This is a genomic window from Arthrobacter sp. BC5 (assembly GCF_056680255.1).
This window is the reverse complement of sequence record NZ_CM155273.1, coordinates 1684335-1706737: the sequence shown is the minus strand read 5'-3', so window position 1 is coordinate 1706737 and position 22403 is coordinate 1684335. Positions and strand designations below refer to the sequence as shown.

General features: G+C 68.9%; 19 protein-coding genes. 8 read left to right on the top strand and 11 right to left on the bottom strand.

The genetic code is table 11. From position 1 onward, the window contains the following. Positions 1-48: 48 nt before the first annotated feature. Together nth and AC1MFI_RS07850 are read right to left on the bottom strand one after the other, a co-directional pair. Complete coding sequence (gene nth / locus AC1MFI_RS07855) at positions 49-852, bottom strand: endonuclease III (protein ID WP_479820572.1); 804 nt, start codon at positions 850-852, stop codon at positions 49-51. 63 nt (positions 853-915) lie between these two features. Further along, complete coding sequence (locus AC1MFI_RS07850) at positions 916-2256, bottom strand: PrgI family protein (RefSeq protein ID WP_479820571.1); 1341 nt, start codon at positions 2254-2256, stop codon at positions 916-918. A 283-nt stretch (positions 2257-2539) separates the two neighbouring features. Here AC1MFI_RS07850 and acs point away from each other — a divergent pair, with 283 nt between their 5' ends. Continuing rightward, the gene (gene acs, locus AC1MFI_RS07845; protein WP_479820570.1) at positions 2540-4498 is read left to right on the top strand and encodes an acetate--CoA ligase; all 1959 of its coding nucleotides are present in this window, start codon (positions 2540-2542) and stop codon (positions 4496-4498) included. A gap of 78 nt (positions 4499-4576) precedes the next feature. Here acs and AC1MFI_RS07840 read toward each other — a convergent pair whose 3' ends face one another. After that, entirely contained in the window at positions 4577-4999 is a 423-nt protein-coding gene (locus AC1MFI_RS07840) for an organic hydroperoxide resistance protein (RefSeq protein WP_479820569.1), read from the bottom strand. A 104-nt stretch (positions 5000-5103) separates the two neighbouring features. Here AC1MFI_RS07840 and AC1MFI_RS07835 point away from each other — a divergent pair, with 104 nt between their 5' ends. The 4 genes from AC1MFI_RS07835 (at position 5104) to AC1MFI_RS07820 (ending at position 9555) form a co-directional block, all read left to right on the top strand. Then, entirely contained in the window at positions 5104-5688 is a 585-nt protein-coding gene (locus tag AC1MFI_RS07835; protein WP_479820568.1) for a TetR/AcrR family transcriptional regulator, read from the top strand. 127 nt (positions 5689-5815) lie between these two features. Beyond that, positions 5816-7141, top strand: a complete 1326-nt coding sequence (locus AC1MFI_RS07830; protein WP_479820567.1) for an MFS transporter — start codon at positions 5816-5818, stop codon at positions 7139-7141. 7 nt (positions 7142-7148) lie between these two features. After that, on the top strand, positions 7149-7634 hold the full coding sequence (gene aroQ, locus AC1MFI_RS07825) for a type II 3-dehydroquinate dehydratase (protein ID WP_479820566.1): 486 nt from the start codon (positions 7149-7151) through the stop codon (positions 7632-7634). A gap of 55 nt (positions 7635-7689) precedes the next feature. Next, positions 7690-9555, top strand: coding sequence for a dipeptide ABC transporter ATP-binding protein (locus AC1MFI_RS07820; protein ID WP_479820565.1), 1866 nt, complete (start codon positions 7690-7692; stop codon positions 9553-9555). A gap of 3 nt (positions 9556-9558) precedes the next feature. Here the strand turns inward: AC1MFI_RS07820 and AC1MFI_RS07815 are convergent, their stop codons facing one another. The 4 genes from AC1MFI_RS07815 to AC1MFI_RS07800 all read right to left on the bottom strand — a co-directional run bounded on the left by AC1MFI_RS07815 (position 9559) and on the right by AC1MFI_RS07800 (position 15055). Beyond that, positions 9559-10971: a reverse transcriptase family protein gene (locus AC1MFI_RS07815; protein ID WP_479820563.1), complete on the bottom strand. Its 1413-nt coding sequence runs from the start codon at positions 10969-10971 to the stop codon at positions 9559-9561. Between the two features lie 349 nt (positions 10972-11320). Beyond that, entirely contained in the window at positions 11321-12262 is a 942-nt protein-coding gene (locus tag AC1MFI_RS07810; protein ID WP_479820562.1) for an ABC transporter permease, read from the bottom strand. Further along, entirely contained in the window at positions 12259-13263 is a 1005-nt protein-coding gene (locus tag AC1MFI_RS07805; protein WP_479820561.1) for an ABC transporter permease, read from the bottom strand. Before AC1MFI_RS07805 ends, AC1MFI_RS07810 begins: the two co-directional genes overlap by 4 nt. Before the next feature lie 100 nt (positions 13264-13363). Continuing rightward, entirely contained in the window at positions 13364-15055 is a 1692-nt protein-coding gene (locus tag AC1MFI_RS07800) for an ABC transporter substrate-binding protein (protein ID WP_479820560.1), read from the bottom strand. A gap of 213 nt (positions 15056-15268) precedes the next feature. On the opposite strand from AC1MFI_RS07800, the gene AC1MFI_RS07795 reads away from it, so the two are divergent. Beyond that, entirely contained in the window at positions 15269-16273 is a 1005-nt protein-coding gene (locus tag AC1MFI_RS07795) for a DUF2332 domain-containing protein (RefSeq protein ID WP_479820559.1), read from the top strand. Positions 16274-16295: 22 nt separating this feature from the next. Here AC1MFI_RS07795 and AC1MFI_RS07790 read toward each other — a convergent pair whose 3' ends face one another. Next, positions 16296-17495: a MarP family serine protease gene (locus tag AC1MFI_RS07790; protein ID WP_479820558.1), complete on the bottom strand. Its 1200-nt coding sequence runs from the start codon at positions 17493-17495 to the stop codon at positions 16296-16298. Between the two features lie 242 nt (positions 17496-17737). Here AC1MFI_RS07790 and AC1MFI_RS07785 point away from each other — a divergent pair, with 242 nt between their 5' ends. Then, positions 17738-18415: a Crp/Fnr family transcriptional regulator gene (locus AC1MFI_RS07785; protein ID WP_087028341.1), complete on the top strand. Its 678-nt coding sequence runs from the start codon at positions 17738-17740 to the stop codon at positions 18413-18415. Positions 18416-18487: 72 nt separating this feature from the next. Here the strand turns inward: AC1MFI_RS07785 and AC1MFI_RS07780 are convergent, their stop codons facing one another. From AC1MFI_RS07780 to sp36, 3 genes are read right to left on the bottom strand one after another with little or no spacing between them, the layout of a single operon-like run. Continuing rightward, entirely contained in the window at positions 18488-19402 is a 915-nt protein-coding gene (locus tag AC1MFI_RS07780) for an NUDIX hydrolase (protein ID WP_479820556.1), read from the bottom strand. Between the two features lie 3 nt (positions 19403-19405). After that, on the bottom strand, positions 19406-19897 hold the full coding sequence (locus AC1MFI_RS07775) for a RidA family protein (protein WP_479820554.1): 492 nt from the start codon (positions 19895-19897) through the stop codon (positions 19406-19408). A gap of 2 nt (positions 19898-19899) precedes the next feature. After that, the gene (sp36, locus tag AC1MFI_RS07770) at positions 19900-20055 is read right to left on the bottom strand and encodes a Sp36 family protein (RefSeq protein WP_479820553.1); all 156 of its coding nucleotides are present in this window, start codon (positions 20053-20055) and stop codon (positions 19900-19902) included. A gap of 35 nt (positions 20056-20090) precedes the next feature. Here sp36 and AC1MFI_RS07765 point away from each other — a divergent pair, with 35 nt between their 5' ends. After that, positions 20091-22403 carry a transglycosylase domain-containing protein gene (locus tag AC1MFI_RS07765; RefSeq protein WP_479820552.1) on the top strand — a complete coding sequence of 771 codons (2313 nt, stop codon included), beginning with the start codon at positions 20091-20093 and terminating at the stop codon, positions 22401-22403.

The window sequence follows — 22403 nt, the reverse complement described above, 5'->3', positions numbered from 1 at the left end:
TCCACGGGCGGCACCCACGGTACCCGGACCGTGCCCGGCCTCGCGCAGCTAGGCACCCAGACCGTACCCGGCCTCGCGCAGCTCCGCTCGGGTACGGCCGGCTCTCATCCGCTCGAGAAGTTCCTCCCGGCCGGGCGCGAGCTCATACTTGAGCAGCTTCGCGGCCTTCATCGGATCCGTCTCGCCCTCCCCGTAGGACGGACACAGTGCAGCGATCGGGCACACGCCGCACGCCGGCTTCTTGGCATGGCAGATGCGGCGTCCATGGAAGATGACGCGGTGCGAGAGCATCGTCCAGTCCCTGCGCTCGAAAAGGGCGGCGACGTCGAGCTCGACCTTCACCGGATCCTCGGAGGCTGTCCACCGGAACCGGCGGGACAGCCGACCGAAGTGGGTGTCCACGGTGATACCCGGAACGCCGAAGGCATTGCCCAGGACGACGTTGGCCGTCTTGCGCCCCACGCCCGGAAGCGTCACGAGATCCTCGAGCCGGGCCGGCACCTCGCCGTCGAACTCGTCGACCAGCCGCCGGGAGAGCGCGAGGATGCTGTTTGCCTTCGCACGGTAGAAGCCGGTAGGCCGGATCAGTTCCTGCACCTCGAGTTCCTGGGCCTCGGACAGCGCCCGTGCGTCGGGGTAGCGCTCGAACAGGGCCGGAGTGGTGAGGTTGACCCTCACATCGGTGGTCTGGGCGGAGAGTACGGTCGCCACCAGGAGCTCGAACGCGTTCCGGAAGTCCAGTTCGGCCACCGCGTACGGGTAGGTGTCCCCGAGGATCCTGTTGATCCTGCGTGCCCGTCGCTTCAGGGCGACCGGCGACTCCTCCTCGATCTTCGCTTTCCTGCCTGCCACTGGCATCTCTCCTGTCGGACGGTACTCGGTGAACCACTGGTCGGCGTCGGCAGGGGCCAGGAATCAGTCGCGCGGGGCGCGCTCGATGTTGCGCAGGTCCCGCAGGACGCCGACCGCTCCCGTGCGCTTGTCCTGCACCAGGAACTCGTTGCCGCGGTCCTCGATGCCGACTTCCCAATCACCGGGCTGCAGCGTGAAGGCCTCCCGCCCGGTCTGCTCGTCGAAGACCCGTCGCGGCGATCCGACCGCGAACCAGAACGCCTCGAGGACAGGCTCCTCCTCCGCGGACCGCGTGGCGGTAATGGGTTCCTGACGGCCACGCTCCTCCGGAGAGGTGTCCGTTGCAGCATAGGTCCGCGTGGAATCGTCCCGGACCACCTCGTTCACCCGCGTCTCGTCGACAGCATGGGCACCCGCCTCGGAGCCATGGGCAGCCGGGCTCGCCGAAGCCTCGTCGTGCGCCGCGGTCTCCTGGGATGCTCCGCGCTCCATGCCGGACTGTCCTGATGCTGCCGCGCCCGCTCCCACCGCTCCCGCGCCGCCTGCACCATACAGGCCCGCGCCGTTCTGGAGGACCGCCGCCGCGGCAGGGTTCACTCCACCCGAATCGGGCCGGCCTGCGTCGGAAGCGCCTACCGGGCCGCTCGTCGCCGGCCTCGACGACTGCGTCACCCGGGACGTCACCCGCGCCGCAAACTTGGCGGGCTTGGCCTCCTTGGCCTCCTTGGCCTCCTTGGCCTCCTTGGCCTCCTTGGCCTCCTTGGCCGGTCGCGGTCGTGCAGCGGTGATCGGGCGTGCGGCGACCCGCGCCGGCACCTCCGGCCGGTCCGAGAAATCGTTCTTGAGGACGGGGAGGAACGGACCGGCAACGGTTGCTGCCAGCATGCCCAGGGACCCGATCAAGGCCACCAGCGGACCGGCGTGGAACGCGGTGACGGTCTGCAGGAAGAAGAAGGTCGCAGCCAGAACCGCGGACACCGACGCGAACTGGTCCACGGACAGGGAACCGACGCGGAGGCCGGAGCTACCGAGGCGGCGCCCCGCAAGGAGAGCCAGCGCGATCACGGGCAGCAGGATCCCGATCCCGATGAAGAAGAGGGGGGCCGTGTTCCAGAAGGTGGCATAGCGCACCACGCCGTCGATGAAGGGAAGCAGCGTGCCGATGAACACGAGCGCCACACCGCTGCCGAAGACGAGCTCCCGCAGGGTGAACGGTCCAAGCACGGCCTCGCTCGGGCCCGAGGACCCGGACACCGAGGTCTGCGTCTCAGGACCGGACTGCGTGGCCTTCCCGGGACGGTCCTGCGTGCCGACAGCTGATGCGCCTGCCTCCCCGGAGGAGTCCGGCCGGGCCGCCCCCTGTTCGACGACGGCGCTGCGCTGCCCCTCGGATGCTTCGGTCATCTCGTACTCCCGTTCGTAGCGCTGGTCGCCGGCGGATATCGATCACCGGCGTCGGTTACCTCCTTCCACCCTAGCCACCGGTCCGCCCCATCTCCACCGATGAGGCGAGGCGCGAGAGCCGCTCATCGCACAATCCCGGCATCTCGGCTAGGTCCTGTGACGCCGGGCACACGTCGGGCGGGAGAACTCGATAGTGTTCCCCTAGAGCACGTGGTGGTGCGGCGAACCGTTGCACCACTCAAGCGTCCCGTCCGTCACCGAACACGTCACAAAGGGGTAGAACATGAGCGCCGAACGGCAAGGCGATGCTTTCGAGAACCTGCTGCACGAGGAACGCCGCTTCCCACCGAGTGAGGACTTCGCCGCGAAGGCCGTTGCGCAGCCATCCCTCTACGACGAGGCGCGCGAGCTGGGCACCGAGTTCTGGGCGAAGCAGGCCCGGGAACTCCTGACCTGGGACCGGGACTTCACCGAGACGCTCGACTGGTCCGACGCACCCGTGGCGAAGTGGTTCGTCGGCGGGACCGTGAACGCCGCGTACAACGCACTGGACCGCCATGTCGAGGCCGGACTCGGCGACCGCGTGGCGATCCACTTCGAGGGCGAGCCCGGAGACACCCGTACCATCACCTATGCGGACCTGACCCAGGAGGTCAAGAAGGCGGCGAACGCGTTCGAGGCGCTCGGCGTGCGGAAGGGCGACCGCGTCGCGGTCTACCTCCCGATGATCCCCGAGGCGGTCATCACCATGCTCGCCTGCGCCCGGATCGGCGCCGTCCACTCCGTGGTCTTCGGCGGCTTCTCGGCGGACGCCCTGCGCAGCCGGATCGACGACGCCGAGGCCAAGCTCGTAGTCACCTCCGACGGCACGTACCGCCGGGGCAAACCGAGTCCCCTGAAGCCGGCCGTCGACGGCGCACTCCAGCGGGAAGGCCACACCGTCACGAACGTCGTCGTGGTCCGTCGCAACAACGAGCCGGTCGAATGGACCGAGGGACGCGACGTGTGGTGGCACGACGTCGTCGACGGAGCTCCGGCCGAGCACACGGCCGTAGCCCATGATTCCGAGCACCCGCTGTTCATCCTCTACACCTCCGGGACCACAGGGAAGCCCAAAGGCATCCTGCACACCACCGGCGGCTACCTCACGCAGACCGCGTTCACCCACAGGAACACCTTCGACCTGCGACCCGAGACCGACGTCTTCTGGTGCACGGCGGACATCGGGTGGGTCACCGGCCACAGCTACGTCACCTACGCGCCACTCGTGAACGGAGCCACCCAACTCATGTACGAAGGGACGCCGGACACCCCGCACCAGGGCCGGTGGTGGGAACTGATCGAGAAGTACAAGGTCTCCATCCTCTACACCGCCCCGACGGCCATCCGCACCTTCATGAAGTGGGGCCGGGACATCCCCAAGAAGTACGACCTCTCGTCCATCCGCGTGCTCGGCTCGGTCGGCGAACCCATCAACCCCGAGGCCTGGATGTGGTACCGGGAGGTCATCGGCGGCGGCAGGGCACCGATCGTGGACACCTGGTGGCAGACGGAGACCGGTGCTCACATGATCGCGCCGATGCCCGGGGTCACGGCGACCAAGCCCGGTTCGGCCCAGGTGGCGGTGCCCGGGATCGCCGTCGACGTCGTCGACGAGATGGGCGAGTCCGTTCCGAACGGCTCGGGGGGCTACCTGGTCATCCGAGAGCCGTGGCCCGCGATGCTGCGCGGCATCTGGGGTGACGCCCAGCGGTTCAAGGACACCTACTGGTCCCGCTTCGACGCCATGTACTTCGCCGGGGACGGTGCCAAGAAGGACAGCGACGGCGACATCTGGCTCCTCGGGAGGGTCGACGACGTCATGAACATCTCCGGCCACCGCCTGTCGACCACCGAGATCGAGTCCGCCCTGGTGAGCCACCCCTCGGTGGCGGAGGCGGCCGTGGTCGGAGCGAGCGACGAGACGACCGGTGAGGCGGTGGTCGCGTTCGTCATCCTGCGCGGCTCTGCGAAGGACGACGACGATATCGTCACCACTCTGCGCAACCACGTGGGCAAGGAGATCGGCCCGATCGCCAAGCCGCGCAACATCCTGGTGGTACCCGAGCTACCGAAGACCCGCAGCGGGAAGATCATGCGCCGCCTGCTCAAGGACGTCGCGGAAGGCCGTGAGGTCGGCGACGCCACCACGCTGTCCGATCCGACGATCATGCAGCAGATCGCGGTCTCGCTGCGGAAGTAGCCGATACGGAGCGAGACAGGACAACGACAGGACAGGCCCCCGCACCGCGGGGGCCTGTCCTGTCGTTGTCAGGCCTGATCAGCCGATGGTGGCGTCGACGGTGACCTCGATGTTGCCGCGTGTGGCGTTCGAGTAGGGGCACACCTGGTGCGCCTGCTCGACGAGCGCGTCGGCCGTCTCCTGGTCCACTCCGCCGATCTCGGCGTGCAGGGCGACGGCGAGCTGGAATGCTCCGCCGTCGGCGGGGTTGATGCTGACCTCCGCCGTGACGGCGGTATCGCTGATCCTGGCCCTGCTGCGGCTCGCGACGAGCTTGAGCGCACTGTGGAAGCAGGCCGCGTAGCCGAGGGCGAAGAGCTGCTCGGGGTTGGTCGCACCCCCGGCACCGCCCATCTCCCTGGGCACGGCGAGATCGACGACGAGCTGCCCGTCATCGGTGTGGGCCTTGCCGTTTCGGCCGTCCCCGGTCGCGGTGGCCACTGCCGTGTAGAGAGCACTCATGTGTCGATCCTTCCGTCGTGGGAGCCTGGGTGACATCCGCTCCTCCGGTAGACTAACTAGTAACTCCACCCAGGCCCAAATCCCTTCCTCCCGCACAATGGAGCATGATGAACGCCCAGCTACCCGTCCGCGACCGCATTCTCGCGTCCGCCACTCGGCTGTTCGACGCCAACAGCATCCGCTCCGTCAGTGCGGACAAGGTCATCTCCGACGCCGGGACCACCAAGGTCACGTTCTACCGCCACTTCCAGTCCAAGGACCACCTGGTGGTCGCCTACCTCGATGACCAGCTCGGGCGACTGCAGGCCGCCGTCGAGCGGGAGCAGGCCGCCGGCCGGGACGCCTGCGCCGTCCTGCTCCACCTGGCCACCGCCAACGGGAACGCGGCCTGCCAGCCGGGCTTCCGCGGGTGCACCTTCATCAACGCCGCTGCCGAGTACCCCGCGGACGGCAGCCTCGTGCGGGACGCCGTGGACCGTTACCGGGTGTGGTTGCACGCCGTCGTCGAAGATCTGCTGGCCGATCTCGGCGCGGACCGGCCCGACGTCGTCGCGGACCAGCTGATCATGCTGCGGGACGGCGCCATGGTGCACGGCTTCATGGGTGATCCCGCCTCCGTGACGGATTCCCTCGTCACTGCAGGGCGCGCGATCATCTCCGCCCACCTCGGCGCTCCGCTTCCGGCCTGAAGGCACGCACCGGCTCGCCTCCCCTGGGAAGCCCGCCGGCCCGCCGGCGGGTGAAGAGCCACCGGATGCGGTGTGACGTTCGTCCTGAAAGATGGCCCGCACCCCTGGGGCAGAGGATGATTTCAGCGTGTCCACAACCGTGCAGCAGCCCCCCGTATCGAATCCGCGCATGGCCCGTCGCGTCGCCGGAGCCTCCTTCGTCGGAACAGCCCTCGAATCCTATGACTTCTACGTGTTCGGCACTGCCGCCGCACTCGTCTTCAACACCGTGTTCTTCACCGAGCAGGATCCGCTCGCGGGGACGCTCTCGGCCTTCCTGGTCTTCGCGATGGGCTTCGTCGCCCGCCCCCTCGGCGCCATCCTGTTCGGGCACCTCGGCGACAGGATCGGCCGCAAGCGCACCCTGATCTGGACCATCACGCTCATGGGCCTCGCGACGGGCACCGTGGGCCTGCTGCCCGACTACAGCACCATCGGGGTCTGGGCGCCGATCATCCTGACCGTGCTGCGCCTGCTCCAGGGCCTCTCGCTGGGCGGCGAGTGGGGTGGGTCCATCCTCATCGCCACCGAGCACGCCGAGCCGCGCAAGCGAGCGCTGTACGCCTCGATCCCGCAGCTCGGCTCGCCTGTGGGCACCATGCTGATCTCGGCCATCTTCCTGCTCCTCGCCGTCGTCGCCCCCGACGTCATGACGACCTGGGGCTGGCGCATCCCGTTCCTCCTCGCCTTCCCGTTCCTCGCCGTCGCGATCTACCTGCGCCTCGCCATCGACGAGACGCCGGTCTTCAAGGAGACGAACCGGACGCACGCACTCCCCCGCGTCCCCTTCCTCGAGGTCCTGAAGTCGCAGCCGGTCGCGATCGTGGTCGCGATCGCCGCGGCGGTGCTGGGCATCGGATCCTACTTCCTGATGGTCACCTACACGCAGGCCTACGGCACCGAGACCCTGGGGCTCTCCCAGGCGACCGTACTGAACGCGGCCCTCGTGGGGTCCATCCTGCAACTCGGCACCATCCCCGCCTTCGGCTACCTGGCGATGCGCATCGGTTCGGCGAAGGTGGTCGCAGGCGGCGCCCTCGGGACCGCACTCATCGCCTTTCCCCTGTACTGGGTCATCAGCATCGCCACCGAACCGATGTACATCGCGGCCATCATCCTCGGCGGCATCCTCCCGACGGCCAGCTGGGCGGCCCTCGGCGGGCTGATGGCCGACATCTTCAAGCCAGCGACGGCGTTCACCGCACTGTCCTTCGCCTACAGCATCGCCGCGATCGTGGCCGGCTTCGCACCCTCGATCACCCAGCGGTTCGGCATCGCGACCGGTGGCGCCTGGTGGCATCCCGGCGTCGTGCTCGCCGTCATGAGCCTCGTGACCGTGGCGGGCGCGGTGGGCGCCGTCAGGTTGCGCGCGCAGGCCGCACGTGCGGTCCCCACGGGCACGCGTGCGGCATAGTTAGGGCATGGACCCGGCGCGCACATCCAGCATCCTCGTGATCAACGGACCGAACCTGAACCTGCTCGGGAGCAGGGAACCGGCCGTGTACGGCACGGCGACGCTCGACGACGCCGTGCGCCTCGCCGCCGACGCCGCGCAGGAACGGGGCTGCACCACGACGGCGATGCAGTCCAACCACGAGGGCGAGATCATCGACGCCATCCATGCGGCACGGGGGACGTCGGACGGGATCGTCATCAACGCCGGGGCCTTCACGCACACCTCCATCGCCATCCGCGACGCCCTCGCCGGAGTCGGGCTGCCTGTCGTCGAGGTGCACATCAGCAATGTGCACCGGCGTGAGTCCTTCCGGCACCACTCCTACATCTCGGGGGTGGCCGATGCCGTGATCGTCGGTGCGGGCATCGACGGCTACCGGCTCGCCGTGGACCACCTCGCCGCCCGCCTGGCGGCAGCGGGAGCCGGCCCCGCATCGTTCCCGAAAAGTTAGGCCGACCGCCGCCGGTTGGGCGGTGAAGTCCTTCCTGATAGGGCACGATGGTGCTATGACGGACATCACTCCCGCCGGAAGCGCGACCGCCCAGTTAGAGAACCTCGACGCACCCCTGCTCGAGGTGAGGAACCTCGCGGTGAGTTTCCGCACGACCCACGGGGAGGTCCGTGCGGTCGAGGACGCGAGCTTCACGCTCAAGCGCGGCAGTGCCCTCGCGATCGTGGGCGAATCGGGCTCCGGCAAGTCGACGACGGCGATGGCCTGCATCGGGCTGCTGCCCGGCAACGGCCGCGTGACCTCCGGCAGCATCCTGTTCGAGGGCCAGGACCTCGTGAGCCTGCCGGAATCGAAGATGCGCTCCATCCGCGGCAGGGCGATCGGCCTCGTCCCGCAGGACCCGATGTCCAACCTGAACCCCGTGACGAAGATCGGGACGCAGGTCGCAGAGACCCTCCTCGTGCACGGCATGGCCACCAAGAAGAACGTCAAGCAGCGCGTCATCGACGTGCTGACGGCGGCCGGTCTGCCCGACGCCGGCGAGCGCGCCAAGCAGTACCCGCACGAGTTCTCGGGCGGCATGCGCCAGCGCGCCCTGATCGCGATCGGCCTCGCCTGCCAGCCGCGGCTCCTCATCGCCGACGAGCCCACCTCCGCCCTCGACGTCACGGTGCAGCGCACCATCCTCGACCAGATCGAGACGATGACCGACCAGCTCGGCACGTCCGTGCTCCTCATCACGCACGACCTCGGCCTCGCCGCCGAACGTGCCTCGCAGCTCGTCGTCATGCACCGCGGACGCGTCGTCGAGACCGGACCGGCCGAGCAGCTGCTCAACGATCCGCAGCACCCCTACACCCAGTCGCTCGTCCGCGCGGCTCCCAGCGTCGCGGCGGTGCGCCTGCGTCCCGGCGCCTTCACCGCGGACGCCGCGACGCGGCTGAAGCTCGCCGAAGCGGTCTTCGCGGAGCACGAAGCCGGGCACGAGGGCCCCGTACCGATCGACGACGGCGTGTCGGCCGGCGCACCCGGCGGAACCGCGGGAGCCCACGCGGCGACGTCGTCGTCCGACCGCCCGGTGGCTCCCGCCGGTGCCGCGGCTCCTGCGGTCCCTGCCGCTCCGCGGAACATCGTGGAGATCCGGGACCTCACGAAGATCTACAAGCGCCGTGGCAGCAAGGAGGACTTCTATGCGGCGAAGAACGTCACGCTCGACGTCCCCCGCGGGCAGACGGTGGCGATCGTCGGAGAATCGGGGTCCGGCAAGACCACCACGGCGCGAATGCTGCTGAAGCTGATCGAACCGACGTCGGGCACCATGACGTTCGACGGCATGGACGTGGCCACGCTCGACAAGGCGCAGCTCAACGACTTCCGCCAGCGCGTGCAGCCGATCTTCCAGGACCCCTACTCCTCGCTGAACCCGATGTTCACGATCGAGCGCATCGTGGAGGAGCCCCTCAACGCCTACAAGCGCGGATCCAAGAAGGAACGCTCGGCGCGGGTCCGCGAACTGATGGACCAGGTCTCCCTCCCGCAGAACGCGCTCCGGCGGTACCCGGCGGAACTCTCCGGCGGCCAGCGGCAGCGCGTCGCGATCGCGCGGGCCCTCGCGCTGCAGCCCGAACTGATCGTGTGCGACGAGCCGGTCTCCGCCCTCGACGTCCTGGTGCAGGCGCAGATCCTGAAACTCCTCGGCGACCTCCAGTCCGAACTCGGCCTGAGCTACCTGTTCATCTCGCACGACCTCGCCGTGGTGCGCCTCATCTCGGACTACGTCTGCGTGATGAAGGACGGCGAGCTGGTCGAGGCCGCCAGCTCGGAGGAGGTCTTCCAGAACCCGCGCCACCCGTACACCCGGAAGCTGCTCGCCTCGATCCCCGGCAACGAGCTCAACATCGGCGAGGAACTGGCGTCCTGACCGTCACCAGGTGATGCGGTCGAAGGCTTCCCGGAGCTTTCGACCGCGCTGCGGGTTGAGCGCTGAGACCCATGCGATGCGACCGGCGAGGTGTGCCCGGAGATCGCGCCGGCCGCGCCGCTGCGACGCGGGCCCGTGCACCACGCAGTTGTGCAGCAGCGCCTTGAGGGCGTCGTACTCCGTCCGGGCCACGTTCGGATGCGCGTTCACGACGACGCCGGTGACGGACTGGCGCACCGATGCCACCCGGACGCGCGTCTTGCGCCGGTTCACGGCGTGCCCCTCCGCCTCGACGATGCGCTCCACCCCGCTGATGAACGCATCGGCACGCCTCGCGAGCGTCGCCGGCCCACTGAACGCGAGATCGTCGGCGTAGCGCGTGTAGGTCCCTCCCGCCGCCTGTGCCCAGCCCGTCAACCGCGAGTCGAGCCTGCGCACCGCGAGGTTGGCCAGCACGGGCGACGACGGCGCACCCTGCGGCAGGTGTGCTGTCCTCAGTGCGTGGGCGAGACCGAAACGCTCCTCCTCGCTGCCGCCGTCGGGCATGGATCGCAGGACCGGTTCCGGCACGGCATGCGTGCAGAGACCGGTGAGGACGTGCGCGGTCGCCTCCGGGTAGCCTGCCTGCCGGAGGACGCCGAAGATCCGGCCCGGGGTGACGTGGGCGAAGAACGCGGTGAGGTCGAGCGAGATCACGACCTCGGAGCCGGTGTGGGTGGAGGCGCCGGTGACCGCGCTCCGCCCGGGCACGAAGCCGTGCGCCGCCGCGTGCAGGGGAATCGGCGCCAGGAGGCGATCGAGAGCCCTGCGCTGCACCGTGCGGAGACGGATCCCCGGCACCTCCAGCAGCCGCGGAACCCGCCCCGGGCGCGGCCGCCACTCGTAGCGGTAGTGCTGGAGGTCCGGGTTGTGCGCCCTCCCGTTCCAATGCCGGGTGTCGGCGAACCAGTCGAGCTCGCCGGGCGTCAGCCTCAGCTCCCGTGCAAGCCAGCCGAGGTCCCGCGGAGGCGCAGGCTCGACGATCCCGGCCGGTCCCGCCGGGACGGCCGCCTCGATGGGCCCGTCGGGCGTGATCTCATCCCGGACCAGACAGGCGGCCGGGACGATCGCGGTCCCCCTGGCTGCCGCCTTCGACACGGCCTCCGAGAAGACGGGTTGCGCCATGATCCAGCGGGCGAGCTCGCGCGGTGCACCACCGGGCCGCCTCGGATAGCCGGAGAGGACGGCACGGACGAGCGGACCCAGCCACCGCCGTCGGGCACCGAGGACGAGCGCGCCGGCGTGCACCAGGTCCTCGCGCTGCCATCCGGGAGCATCCAAGAAGGCACCGGCGAGGAGGAACGCGAGCCCCCGGCGGCCCGGCGTGGGCCTCCGGGCGAGCGTCCTGGCCCCCGCCGTCGGCCTATGGAGCTGCACGCCGCGGGCACGTGGTGGTCCGTCCGCGCGGTCGCCCGCGCGGTCGCCCGCTGTCCGTTCCGGATCGTCCATGGCTCCCCCTCGGCCCGGGCGTCGCCGCACTGTCGTGCAGCGGTTCGACGGATCCCGGCCGACCTGTCCTTCTGTTCGGGCGCTGAGCTGCGCGAAGCGCAGTCAGGTGCCTGAGGCGCCATGTGCTGGTCGGTCTGCGTACCCCGGGGTAGCCCCGGAGAGGAACGCGTACTGCGTACGTGTTCCGCCTCGGCCGGGATCCGTCCATGCCACCCTAACAATGTCCGCTGCGGCGACCGACGTCAGGTCGGTGGCCGCTTACATGTCGGCGGTAGGACTATTTCCTGCGGGTCTTCGGGTCGAGGGCCTCGCGCAGGGACTCGCCCAGCAGGGTGAATCCGAGCGCGGTGATCGCGATGCAGGCACCCGGGAGGAAGGCGAGCTGCGGCGCGACCGAGAGCTCGGCCTGCGCATAGGTCAGCATGCGCCCCCATTCGGCGGCCTGCGGCAGTCCGCCGCCGAGGCCGAGGAAGGACAGCGCGGCGGCATCGATGACGGCGGTGGCCAGCGTCAGCGTCGCCTGCACGATCACGGGCCCCATGCTGTTCGGCAGCAGGTGGCTCATGGTGATCGTCCGGCGGCTGAGCCCGAGGGTCTGCGCCGCCAGGATGTAGTCCGCACCGCGCTGCGAGAGCATCGACGAGCGCAGGAGACGCGCGAAGATCGGGATCTGGGAGACACCGATGGCGATCATGATCGCGTAGGAGCTCTGGCCCAGCACCGCGGCGATGCTCACGGCGAGCAGCAGGTTCGGGACGGAGAGCAGGATGTCCACGAAGCGCATGATCACGTTGTCCACCCAGCCGCCCAGTCCGCCGGCGAGGACCCCGAGCAGCATGCCGCCCGCGAGCCCGAGCGCCGTCGAGACCACACCGATCAGGAGTGACGCCTGCGCGCCCCAGATCAGCTTGCTCAGGACGTCGCCGCCGAAGCGGTCGAGACCCAGCGGGAAGCCCTCGATCTCGCCGGGTCCGGGGATGGTGGTGGGGGTGATGAAGGTCCGGCCGGGGAGGTCGTCACCACCGTGCGGGGCGAGGATCGGGGCGAGGATCGCCACGAGCAGGAAGAGACCGATGATGACGGCGCCCACGATGGCCTGCGGGTTCTTCCTCAGGCGGAGGAAGGCATCCTTCCAGAGGCCGGTGCCGCGCCCGGTGTCGATCGCGGGATCGGTGGGTGCCGCTGAGCCGTCGGCGGCGGGAGGCAGGATGGTACTCATTGCACACGCACCCTCGGGTCGATGACGGAGTAGGACAGGTCCACGATCAGGTTGATCAGGGCGTACAGGATCGCGATGAAGATGATGAACCCCTGGAGCACGGGGTAGTCGAGCCCGAAGATCGCGTCGCGCAGGAACCGGCCGATGCCGTTGAAGGCGAACACCGTCTCGGTCAGCACCGCCCCCGAGATCAGCAGGCCCAGCTGGAGGCCGATCGTCGTGACGACGGGCAGCATGGCGTTCCGCAGGATGAAGCTGCCGCGGATGGTGCGCTCCATGAGGCCCTTTGCGCGGGCCGTGCGGACATAGTCGGCGTTCTGCACCTCGAGGACCGAGGCGCGCGTGATGCGGACGATGATCGCGAGCGGGATGGTGCCGAGGGCCAGGCCCGGGAGGATGAGGTGCAGGAACGCGTCCCAGGCGGCGTCGTACTCGCCCGTCAGCAGCCCGTCGAGCACGTAGAACTGCGTGTAGTGGGTGGCATCCATGCGGGGGCTCTGCCGGCCGTCGGGCGGCAGGAGGGACCACTGGATGGCGAAAAGGTACTTGAGGATGAAGGCCAGGAAGAAGACCGGCACCGTGATGCCGACGAGGCTCAGCACCACGGAACTGTGGTCGAGGAAACGCCCGTAGTGGCGCGCGGCGAGGTAGCCGAGCGGAACCCCGACGCCGATGGCGAAGATGAGGGCGACGACGGTGAGCTCGAGCGTCGCGGGGAAACGGGTGGCGAACTCCTCGAGCACCGGCCGGCCGGTGTTGATCGAGACACCGAAATCGCCCTGCAGCAGCCTGCCCATGTAGGTCAGGTACTGGGTGATGAGGGGGCGGTCGAAGCCGTACAGCTCGTTGACCCGGGCGATCGCCTCGGGCGTGGCCTTCTCTCCCAGCAGGGCGGTCGCCGGGCCGCCGGGGAGGCTGCGCACCCAGAGGAACAGCAGGACGGACAGGCCGAACAGGGTGGGGATGAGCAGCGCTAGCCGCTTACCGATGACGCGTAACACTCAGGATCCTTCCGGGTTGACCGGCTTCAGCCGGACAGGGGTAGTACAGCAGGATGGAGCCGGTCCCGGGATCGGGACCGGCTCCACACGGGTACTGCTGCTACTCGCTCAGCTCGATGTCGGTGAAGACCTCGTCATTGACGGGGCTCGCCGGGTAGGAGGTGACGCGCGGGGCGAAGGCCAGCGACGGAGCCGGGTGGGCGAGCGGGACGGCCGGGTTGAACTCGGCGATCTGCTCGTTGATGTCCTTGTACATCTCCGTCTGCTGCTCGCGGTCGCTGAGTCCGCGGGCCTCGTCGAGGGCCGCGAACAGTTCGGGGTTGTTGAAGCCGAACTCGAGCTTCTCCTGGCCGAAGAAGACGCCGATGAAGTTGTCGGTGTCGTTGTAGTCGCCGGTCCAGCCCAGGAGGTGCAGACCGTGGTCGGGCGTGCCCTGGACCTGGTTCAGGTAATCGGGCGACCAGGCCGCGGGAGCGGGGTTGACCGTGATGCCGACCTCGCTCAGCTGTGCCTGCAGGTTCGTGAAGACCTGCTCGGGGGTGGGCATGTACGGGCGGGAGACGTTCGTCGGGTAGTTGAACGTGACGTCGAAGCCGTCCGGGTAGCCCGCCTCGGCAAGGAGTTCCTTGGCGCGCTCGGGATCGTAGTCGTACGTCGTGACGTCCTCGTTGTAGCCGTCGACGACCTCGGGGATGAACTGCGTGGCGACCTTCGTCCCCTCGGGCAGGGTCTGCGCGACGAGCGCATCCTTGTCGATGGCGTGGGAGATCGCCTGGCGGACCTTCGGGTCCTTGAGCTCGGGGATGGCCTGGTTCATGCCCAGGTAGAGGATGGTGAACGGATCGCGCGGGGTGATGTTGTAGCCGGCGTCCTTGAGCGACTCCGTGTCCGCGGGGGCCACGAGGTCGTAGCCGTCGATGTCCCCGGCCTCGAGTGCCTGGCGGCGTGCCTGCGGGTCGTCGATGATGCGGAAGATCGTGTTGGTGATCTGTCCCTTGTCGCCCCAGTAGTCGTCGTAGATCGAGATCTCGAGCTGCTGCCCGACATCCCAGGAATCGAACTTGAACGGCCCGGTGCCCACGGGGTGGCCCAGCGCGTACTCGCTCAGCGACGGGGCTTCCGCGGTGCCGCCGATCTCGTCGGCCGAGAACTCCTCGAGCGCCGTCGGGCTCTGCATGGCGAAGGCCGGCAGCGACAGTGCGGCGATGAACCCGGCGAACGGCTTGGCGAGGTTGACGGTGACTTCGTTGTCGCCGTTGGCCTCGCAGGACTCGTACACGGCGTTCTCGGGGCTGTCCGCGAAACCGCGGAACAGTGAGCCGTAGTAGTACGACGTCGTCTCGGCCTGCTGGATGCCGGTCCAGTTGTACCAGCGGTCGAAGTTGAAGCAGACGGCTTCCGCGTTGAAGGGCGTTCCGTCGTGGAAGGTCACGCCTTCCTTGAGCTGAAAGACCGTGGACAGGCCGTCCTCGGCGGTCTCCCAGGACTCCGCCAGCAGCGGGGCGGGATCGGCGGTGCCGGCTTCGACGCCCACGAGGCCCTCGAAGATCTGGCGGCTGACGCGGAAGGACTCGCCGTCGCTGGCGAAGGCGGGGTCGAGCGACTTCGGGTCCGAGGAGGCTGCGAAGACGAACGTGGAGTCGACGGCGGAGTCGCCCTCGGCGCCGGTGTTCTCCTCGCGCTGGCTCTGGACGCAGCCGGTGAGGAGGAGTGCGGCGATGGAGAGTCCTGCGGTCAGTGCAGCGCGTTTCCTCGCGACTGCCCCCCGCACGGATGTGCCTCGGTTAGACATGTGTTGCTCCCTGGTGAACGAGTGATTCGTACCGGATGGACCGGTATCCATGGGGACCACAGCGGCGATAGCGTGCTGATCCGTGTGACGAGCCTAACTTCCGTGAGGGCCGTGAGCGGCATTTGCCGGGCATCAGTGGTTACGATTTGGCATCGCGGCCGGGACTCCCCACCGATGTCACCGGCATGAAATATCCCCGAAACCGGAGGATCGATGATGGAAACAGACGCAGCAACATCCGTGCGGTACAGGAGCTTCGCCGAGATCGAGGCCCGCGGCTACTCGCCCCTGTACGAGGAATGGTGCCTGGGCATCAGCGGCGACCGCGAGCTCCTCGCCCGGCTCGACACGCTCCCGGCCGCGCGCCGCCAGCCCGTCCTGTTCCTCGGGGCAGCGCGCTTCCTCGACGTTCCGCTCGGCGACTACGCCGCCTTCCGGTCCTTCGCGCTCGAGCACTGGGACGGCATCCGGTATGTCATGCTGACCCGCGCCACCCAGACGAACGAGGCCGGACGCTGCGCCGTCCTGCTGCCGAGCCTCGCGGCCATCAGCGCCGAGGAGGGCAGGCCGCTGGCGCTGATCGAGGTCGGGGCGTCGGCCGGCGCCTGCCTCTATCCGGACCGGTACGCGTATGCCTACTCGCCCGGGCCGCTCCTGGAACCGGCGGGCGGGTCGTCCGTCCCTGCCCTGGAGTGCTCCGTCCAGGGCGAGGTCCCGCTGCCGTCCGCGCTCCCGCGCGTGAGCTGGCGTGCCGGGGTGGACCTCAATCCGCTGGACGCGGGGGACGACGACGACGCCCGCTGGCTCGAGGCGCTCGTGTGGCCCGAGCACGCCTTCCGCGCGGAGCGCCTCCGCGCCGCCCTCGGGGTCGTCCGGGCGGACCCACCGCTGCTCGTGCGCGGTGACCTGAACGAGCAGATCCTCCCACTGGTGGACCGCGCGCCGTCGGACGCCGTCGTCGTGGTGTTCCACAGCGCCGTGCTCGCCTACCTCGATCCGGAGGGACGGCGCCGCTTCCGCGCCACGATGCTGCGGCTCGCCGCGGACAGGGACCGTCCGGTGCACTGGCTGTCGCACGAGGGCCACCGCACGCTCGACGGTGTCGCCGGGGCCCTGGAGAAGGCCGACGGAGAACAGGACGGACGGTTCGTGCTGCAGCACAACGGACGGACGCTCGCGCGCACCGGCCCGCACGGGCAATCCATCGAGTGGCTGTAGGCGGACTGCTGCCCTGTGGCGCCTAGCCGCGCGTGCACTGCCCGGCAGAGACGGCTTCGTCCAGTGCCGGGGCGCTCTCGGCGATGGGACGCAGTTCCTCGAGCGAGAGCGCATAGCCCACGGGCGCGTCGGCGGTGGACTTCGCGAACACCACGCCGGCCACGCGTCCCTGCAGGTCGAGCAGCGGCCCGCCCGAATTCCCCTGCTGCACGTTGGCCGCGAGGCTGTAGACCTGGAGCGGCTGGGGCTCGGCGCCGTAGATGTTGTTGACCAGCACGGGCGAGAGGCCCTGGACGCTCGCGGGCTGGATCCGGTAGGGGCCACCTGCCGGGTAGCCCGCGAAGGCCGCCGTCGCGCCGTTGTCGAGTTCGTCGCCGAGGGGCAGTGGGGCGGCCCGGAGGTCGTCGACCGCGATCACGGCGATGTCGCGCGCGGTGTCGAGCTGGACGACGCGGCCGGGCAGGGCTCCCCCGCCGGGCACCTCGACGACTGGCTCGTCGACCCCGGCGACCACGTGCGCGTTCGTGATCACGCGGCCAGGCGCGACGACGAAGCCCGAGCCGGTCTGATTCTGACCGCACTGGAAGGCGGTGCCGGTGATGCGGACCACCGAGGCGGCCGCAGCCGCCAGCTCGGGGGTGTCCACCGAGGCGTCCGGCACATCGGCCGCCGTCGCGGGCGCCACACTCTCGAGGATGGTGGGGATGCCGTCGTCGACGGCGATGGTGCGGAGCTGCGCCATCCAGGTACGCACGGGCCCCGGCGTCGCCGTGTCGATGCCGCGGATGACCTGGGAGGACGCCAGTTGCTGCGACAGGAACGGGACGCCCAGGGTCCCGACGCTGAACGCGAGCATCGAGAGGACGAGCGCGGCGACGACGACATTCACCACGCCGCCGAGGAGCCGGTCGATGATGCGCAGGGGCGGGAAATCCGACCACCGGCGGATGGACGCTCCGAGTGCTGAGCCGACCGCCTGACCCACGATGACAAGGACGATCAGGGTGCCGATGACGGCGATCAGCCGCCAGGGGTTGTCCGGCACCCACCCGCTGACGAGGGGGATCGCGAAGAACGCCGCGACGGCGCCCGCGACGAAGCCTGCGATACCGCCGAGCGTCACGAGGAAGCCGTTGCGGAGCCCGGCCACGAGGTAGCCGAGGAGGACGACCACCAGGACGAGGTCGAGGAGGGTGAACTCCGCGAGACTGAATTCCGGCACGTACATTCTCCCCTGGCTATGGACGGCGGGAGACGGCACACCTCCCGGCACTGCGAGCGATTCTAGCCGTGAAGCATGGGAGGAGCGTGGGAGAGATGGTTGCTGTGCTCGGTATGGACCGGGAATACGGGCCTGGCAGGTGTGTATCAGTCGTCACAGCCGCTCAGGTACGGCAAGATGGACAGGAGAAGACAGCGGGGACCGCCGCAGAACGACGCACTAGAGACGCATCAGGAGAATTCATGGACATCGAGGTACTGCGCCGGGCGCCCCTCTTCGCATCACTGGGAGACGATGTGTTCGCCGCCCTGACGGACGAGCTGATCGAGGTCGACCTGCCCCGCGGCTCCTCGGTCTTCCGCGAGGGCGACCAGGGCGACCAGCTGTACTTCATCGTCTCGGGCAAGATCAAACTCGGCCGCACCGCACAGGACGGCCGCGAGAACCTCCTCGCCATCCTCGGCCCGGGTGAGCTGTTCGGTGAGATGGCACTGTTCGATCCGAGCCCGCGCACCGCGACTGCCACAGCAGTCTCGGAGACGCGCCTCGCCGGACTCAAGAACGAGAACCTCCGGACGCTCCTGGAGACCCGCCCCGAGGTCTCGGCGCAGCTGCTGCAGGCCCTCGCCCGCCGCCTCCGCCGCACCAACGAATCCCTCGCGGACCTCGTCTTCTCGGATGTGCCGGGACGCGTGGCGAAGGCCCTGCTCGACCTCGCGGACCGCTTCGGCCGCCCTGCGACGGACGGCATCCTCGTGGCGCACGAACTCACCCAGGAGGAACTGGCGCAGCTCGTCGGAGCGTCCCGCGAGACCGTCAACAAGGCACTCGCCGAGTTCGTCCAGCGCGGCTGGCTCCGCCTCGAGGCCCGTGCCGTCGTCATCCTCGACATCCAGCGGCTGCGCCAGCGCAGCCGCTGATCCACCCGGAACGACAGAAGGCACCTGCCCGAGGGGAGGTGCCTTCTTCGGTCCTGCGCGAGGGAGCCGGCGCTACCGGCCCCGCTGGACGGACCCGCCCTCGCTGAGCTTCGGGCATTCGACCTGCAGCATGAGGTCGCCGTCCTGCTCGAGGAGCTGGGGGTGGTAGACCTTCACCGGGCGCTTGTGCGAGAGATAGGCGATGCAGCCCCGCGAGGACCCGATCTTCTCGAGGATGATCTCCACGGCCGGTACCGCAAGCTCGCTGAGGGTGCGGCCCACCGTGTTCGGCTGGCCCACTTCGTCCCCGAGCCTCGTGGTGTCCCGGTCCGCGATCTCCTGCGCAGCCCAGCGCCACTGGCCCCAGACGCCCTTGCTCCCGAGGATGCTCGGCTCCTGGTTCACGGGCTGCGCGGCCGCGAAATAGTGCGTGTCGAAGCGACGGTGCGCGAAGTCTGGCGTGAGCCAGTGCGAGAGCGGCTTGATGAGGTCGGTGCGGACGCCGAGGCCGCGGCGGCTCAGGATGTCCGCGAAGCGGCATTCACCCTCGTTGATGGCCTCGCGGGCCTTCATCCACTCCTTGGCCTGCGTACCCTCCACCAGCGAGGAGGCGTCGGGGCCGGCGAGCAACACCCCGGTCTCCTCGAACAGCTCACGGATGGCGCACAGCACGTGCCGCCGCGCCATCCGGTGGTCGTCGACGCCTAGGGTCTTCGCCCACATCGACGGCGTGGGCCCGAACCACGGGACGTCGTCGTCGTCCGACTCCTCGATGCTTCCACCGGGGAATCCGATGACTCCCAGCGGCGACTGCCCGCGCCGGTAGGACAGGTAGGTCTCGGTGCCGATCGCGCTGTCGCGCAGGAGGACCACCGATGACGCCGGCCGGGCTTTCAGGGGCGTCCGCTCCCCGTGCTCCATCCAGCTCTGGGCGGCGGTGCGCTGGTCCGGAGCCACGGGGAAGAACCTGGTGCTGAGGCGGTCCACGATCTAGACGAACTCCGCGATGATCTCGACCTCGACGGGCGAGTCGAGGGGAAGCACAGCCACTCCGACGGCTGAGCGGGCGTGGACTCCGGCATCGCCGAGGACGGCGCCGAGAAGCTCCGAGGCTCCGTTGATGACGCCGGGCTGGCCGGTGAAGGACGGATCCGAGGCCACGAAGCCCACGACCTTCACGATCCGCGTGATGCGGTCGAGGTCGCCGATCTGGCTCTTGATCGCTGCGAGGGCGTTCACCGCGCAGGTCGCCGCGAGGGACGTGGCCGTCTCGGCGTCGACTCCGCCCGCCGACGCGCCGACCTTGCCCGAAGCTGGGAGTTTGCCGTCAATAAACGGGAGCTGGCCGGAGGTGTACACGTGGCTGCCGCTGATCACCGCGGGGATGTAGGACGCCACCGGCGGAACCACCTCGGGGAGCGGGATGCCGAGGTCCGCGAGGCGCGCCTCGACGGCGGAAACGGCCGTGTTTCCAGCAGACACCGCTAGCTCTTCTCCCTCTTGAGATACGCCACGAGGCCCTTCCCGTCCGGTCCGGGAACCACCTGCACGAGCTCCCATCCATCATCGCCCCACTGATCGAGGATCTGCTTCGTGGCATGAATGATGAGCGGAATCGTGGAGTACTCCCATTTCTTCATGAGGAAAGCCTAGCGCGTGCTTGTAAACTGGAATAATGGCTGCGCGCAAATCACCCCTCTTCGACACGGCTACCACCCTCGGCAAGATCATCGCATTCCTCGGGATCAGTGGACTCGCCGGCGTGCTCGCCGCAGGCCTGCTCGTGCCCGTGGCTGCTGCCGCAGGGACGGGAGCCTCCGCTTCGATCCAGTTCTTCGAGGAACTGCCGGCGGAACTGGAGCGCGAGGCGCTCGCCCAGCCGACCAGCATCCTGGCGGCCGACGGCTCCCTGATCGCGACGCTGTACCAGGAGAACCGCCAGCCGGTCACCCTCGACCAGGTGTCCCCGACCATGCAGGACGCGCTCATCGCGATCGAGGACTACCGCTTCTACGACCACGGCGGCGTGGACATGGAAGGCATCCTCGGCGCGATCGCCAGCAACCTCACGAGCGACACCACGCGCGGCGCTTCCACCCTGACCCAGCAGTTCGTGACGAACGTGCTCAACGACACGGCACGCCAGAACAACGGGACCTCGGTCTTCAACGGCAACAAGTCGGTGGGCGACAAGCTCCGCGAGATGAAGCTCGCCATCGCCGTGGAGAAGGAGCTCTCCAAGGACGAGATCCTCGAGGGCTATCTCAACATCGTGCAGTTCAACGGCACCACCTACGGCGTGCAGGCGGCCTCGAAGTACTTCTTTGACGTGGATGCGAAGGACCTCAACATCCAGCAGAGCGCGCTGCTGGCGGGCGTCGTCAACGGGCCCACGGTGTACAGCCCGGAGCTGAACCCCGAGGGAGCGCTGCAGCGACGCAACCTGGTCATCGGTGCGATGCTGACCCGCGGGAAGATCACGCAGGAACAGCACGACGCCGCGATCGCCACGGACCTCGGCCTGAACATCACTCCGACCCTCAGCGGATGCGTGGGCGCGGCCCAGGCGCCGTACTTCTGCGACTACATCACGCACCTGATCCTCAACGACCCCGCCTACGGCGAGTCCCCGGAGGACCGCGAGAAGGTGCTGTACCGTTCCGGTCTGACCATCAAGACCACTCTCGATCCGCGCGTCCAGGCCGCAGCGCAGACCGCCGTCAACGAGACCGCGAACCCGGACACCACGGACGGCGCGGTGGGTCACTCCATGACGAGCCTCCAGCCCGGAACCGGCAACATCCTCTCCATGGCCCAGAACACCCGGTACAACCCGGGTGAGGCCTCGGGCGACTCGGTCCTGAACTTCAACGTGGACCAGTACCAGGACGGAGACCCCGCCAGGAGCCTCGGCGGTGTCGGTGGATTCCAGCCCGGCTCGACCTTCAAGCCCTTCACCGTCGCCGCCTGGGTGGACTCGGGCCGATCCCTCAACGCCGCCATCGACGGGCGCAAGCGCACCTATCCCGAGGGTGACAAGTGGCCGGCAAGCTGCCTCCCCGGCGGCTCCTACACCGTCCTCAGCGACGACGCGAAGGGTTACACGCCGCAGAACTACGGCGACACCAACTACGGCACCTTCACGGTCCTCCGTGGCCTCGCCCAGTCCTACAACACCATCACCATGGAGACCGCACGCCAGCTCGACATGTGCAAGATCTTCGACATCGCCTACGACATGGGCGTGCACAACGGCAAGAGCGCCAGCGGCCAGCAGGAGAAGCTCGACGTGCTCGCCCCCGGACTGATCGGAGGTGTCCAGGACGTCGCCCCCCTCTCCATGGCGACGGCCTTCGCCGGTTTCGCCGCCGAGGGAAACGTCTGCCAGCCCCGGGCCCTCACCGAGGTGACGGCCGCCGACGGGACCAGCTACCCGGTCCCGGCCGTGAGCTGCAAGCAGGCCATCTCGAAGGAGACCGCCCAGGGCGTGAACTACGCCACCCAGGAGGTCATGAAGTCCGGCTCGGGCCAGTTGCTCCAGTACGGCGGCATCCCGATGGCCGGCAAGACGGGCACCAACGACCAGCGCTCCCAGACGTGGTTCATGGGCTACAACTCGGGCATGGTCACCGCGAGCTGGATCGGCAACTGGAAGGAGGGGAACACCTCGCTCAGCGGCCTCCAGATCGGCGGACGCGTCTACCCCGAGATCGACGGCTCCCTGATCGCCGGCCCGTCCTGGGCACGGTTCATGCAGCAGATCCCGGGCCAGTACGTCGGGACGCCCTTCACCAACCCTCCCGCCCGCACGCTCAACGGGACGCAGCGCGGCACGAACAACAGCCCAGCCCGCCCGACCACTCCGGCAGCCCCCGGCACACGCACGAACACCGGAACCGGCGCAAGTGGCACGGGCGGCTCCACCGGTGGTACCACTGGAGGGGGAACCGCCGATAGCGGCACCAACGGCAACGGAGGAAACGGCTAG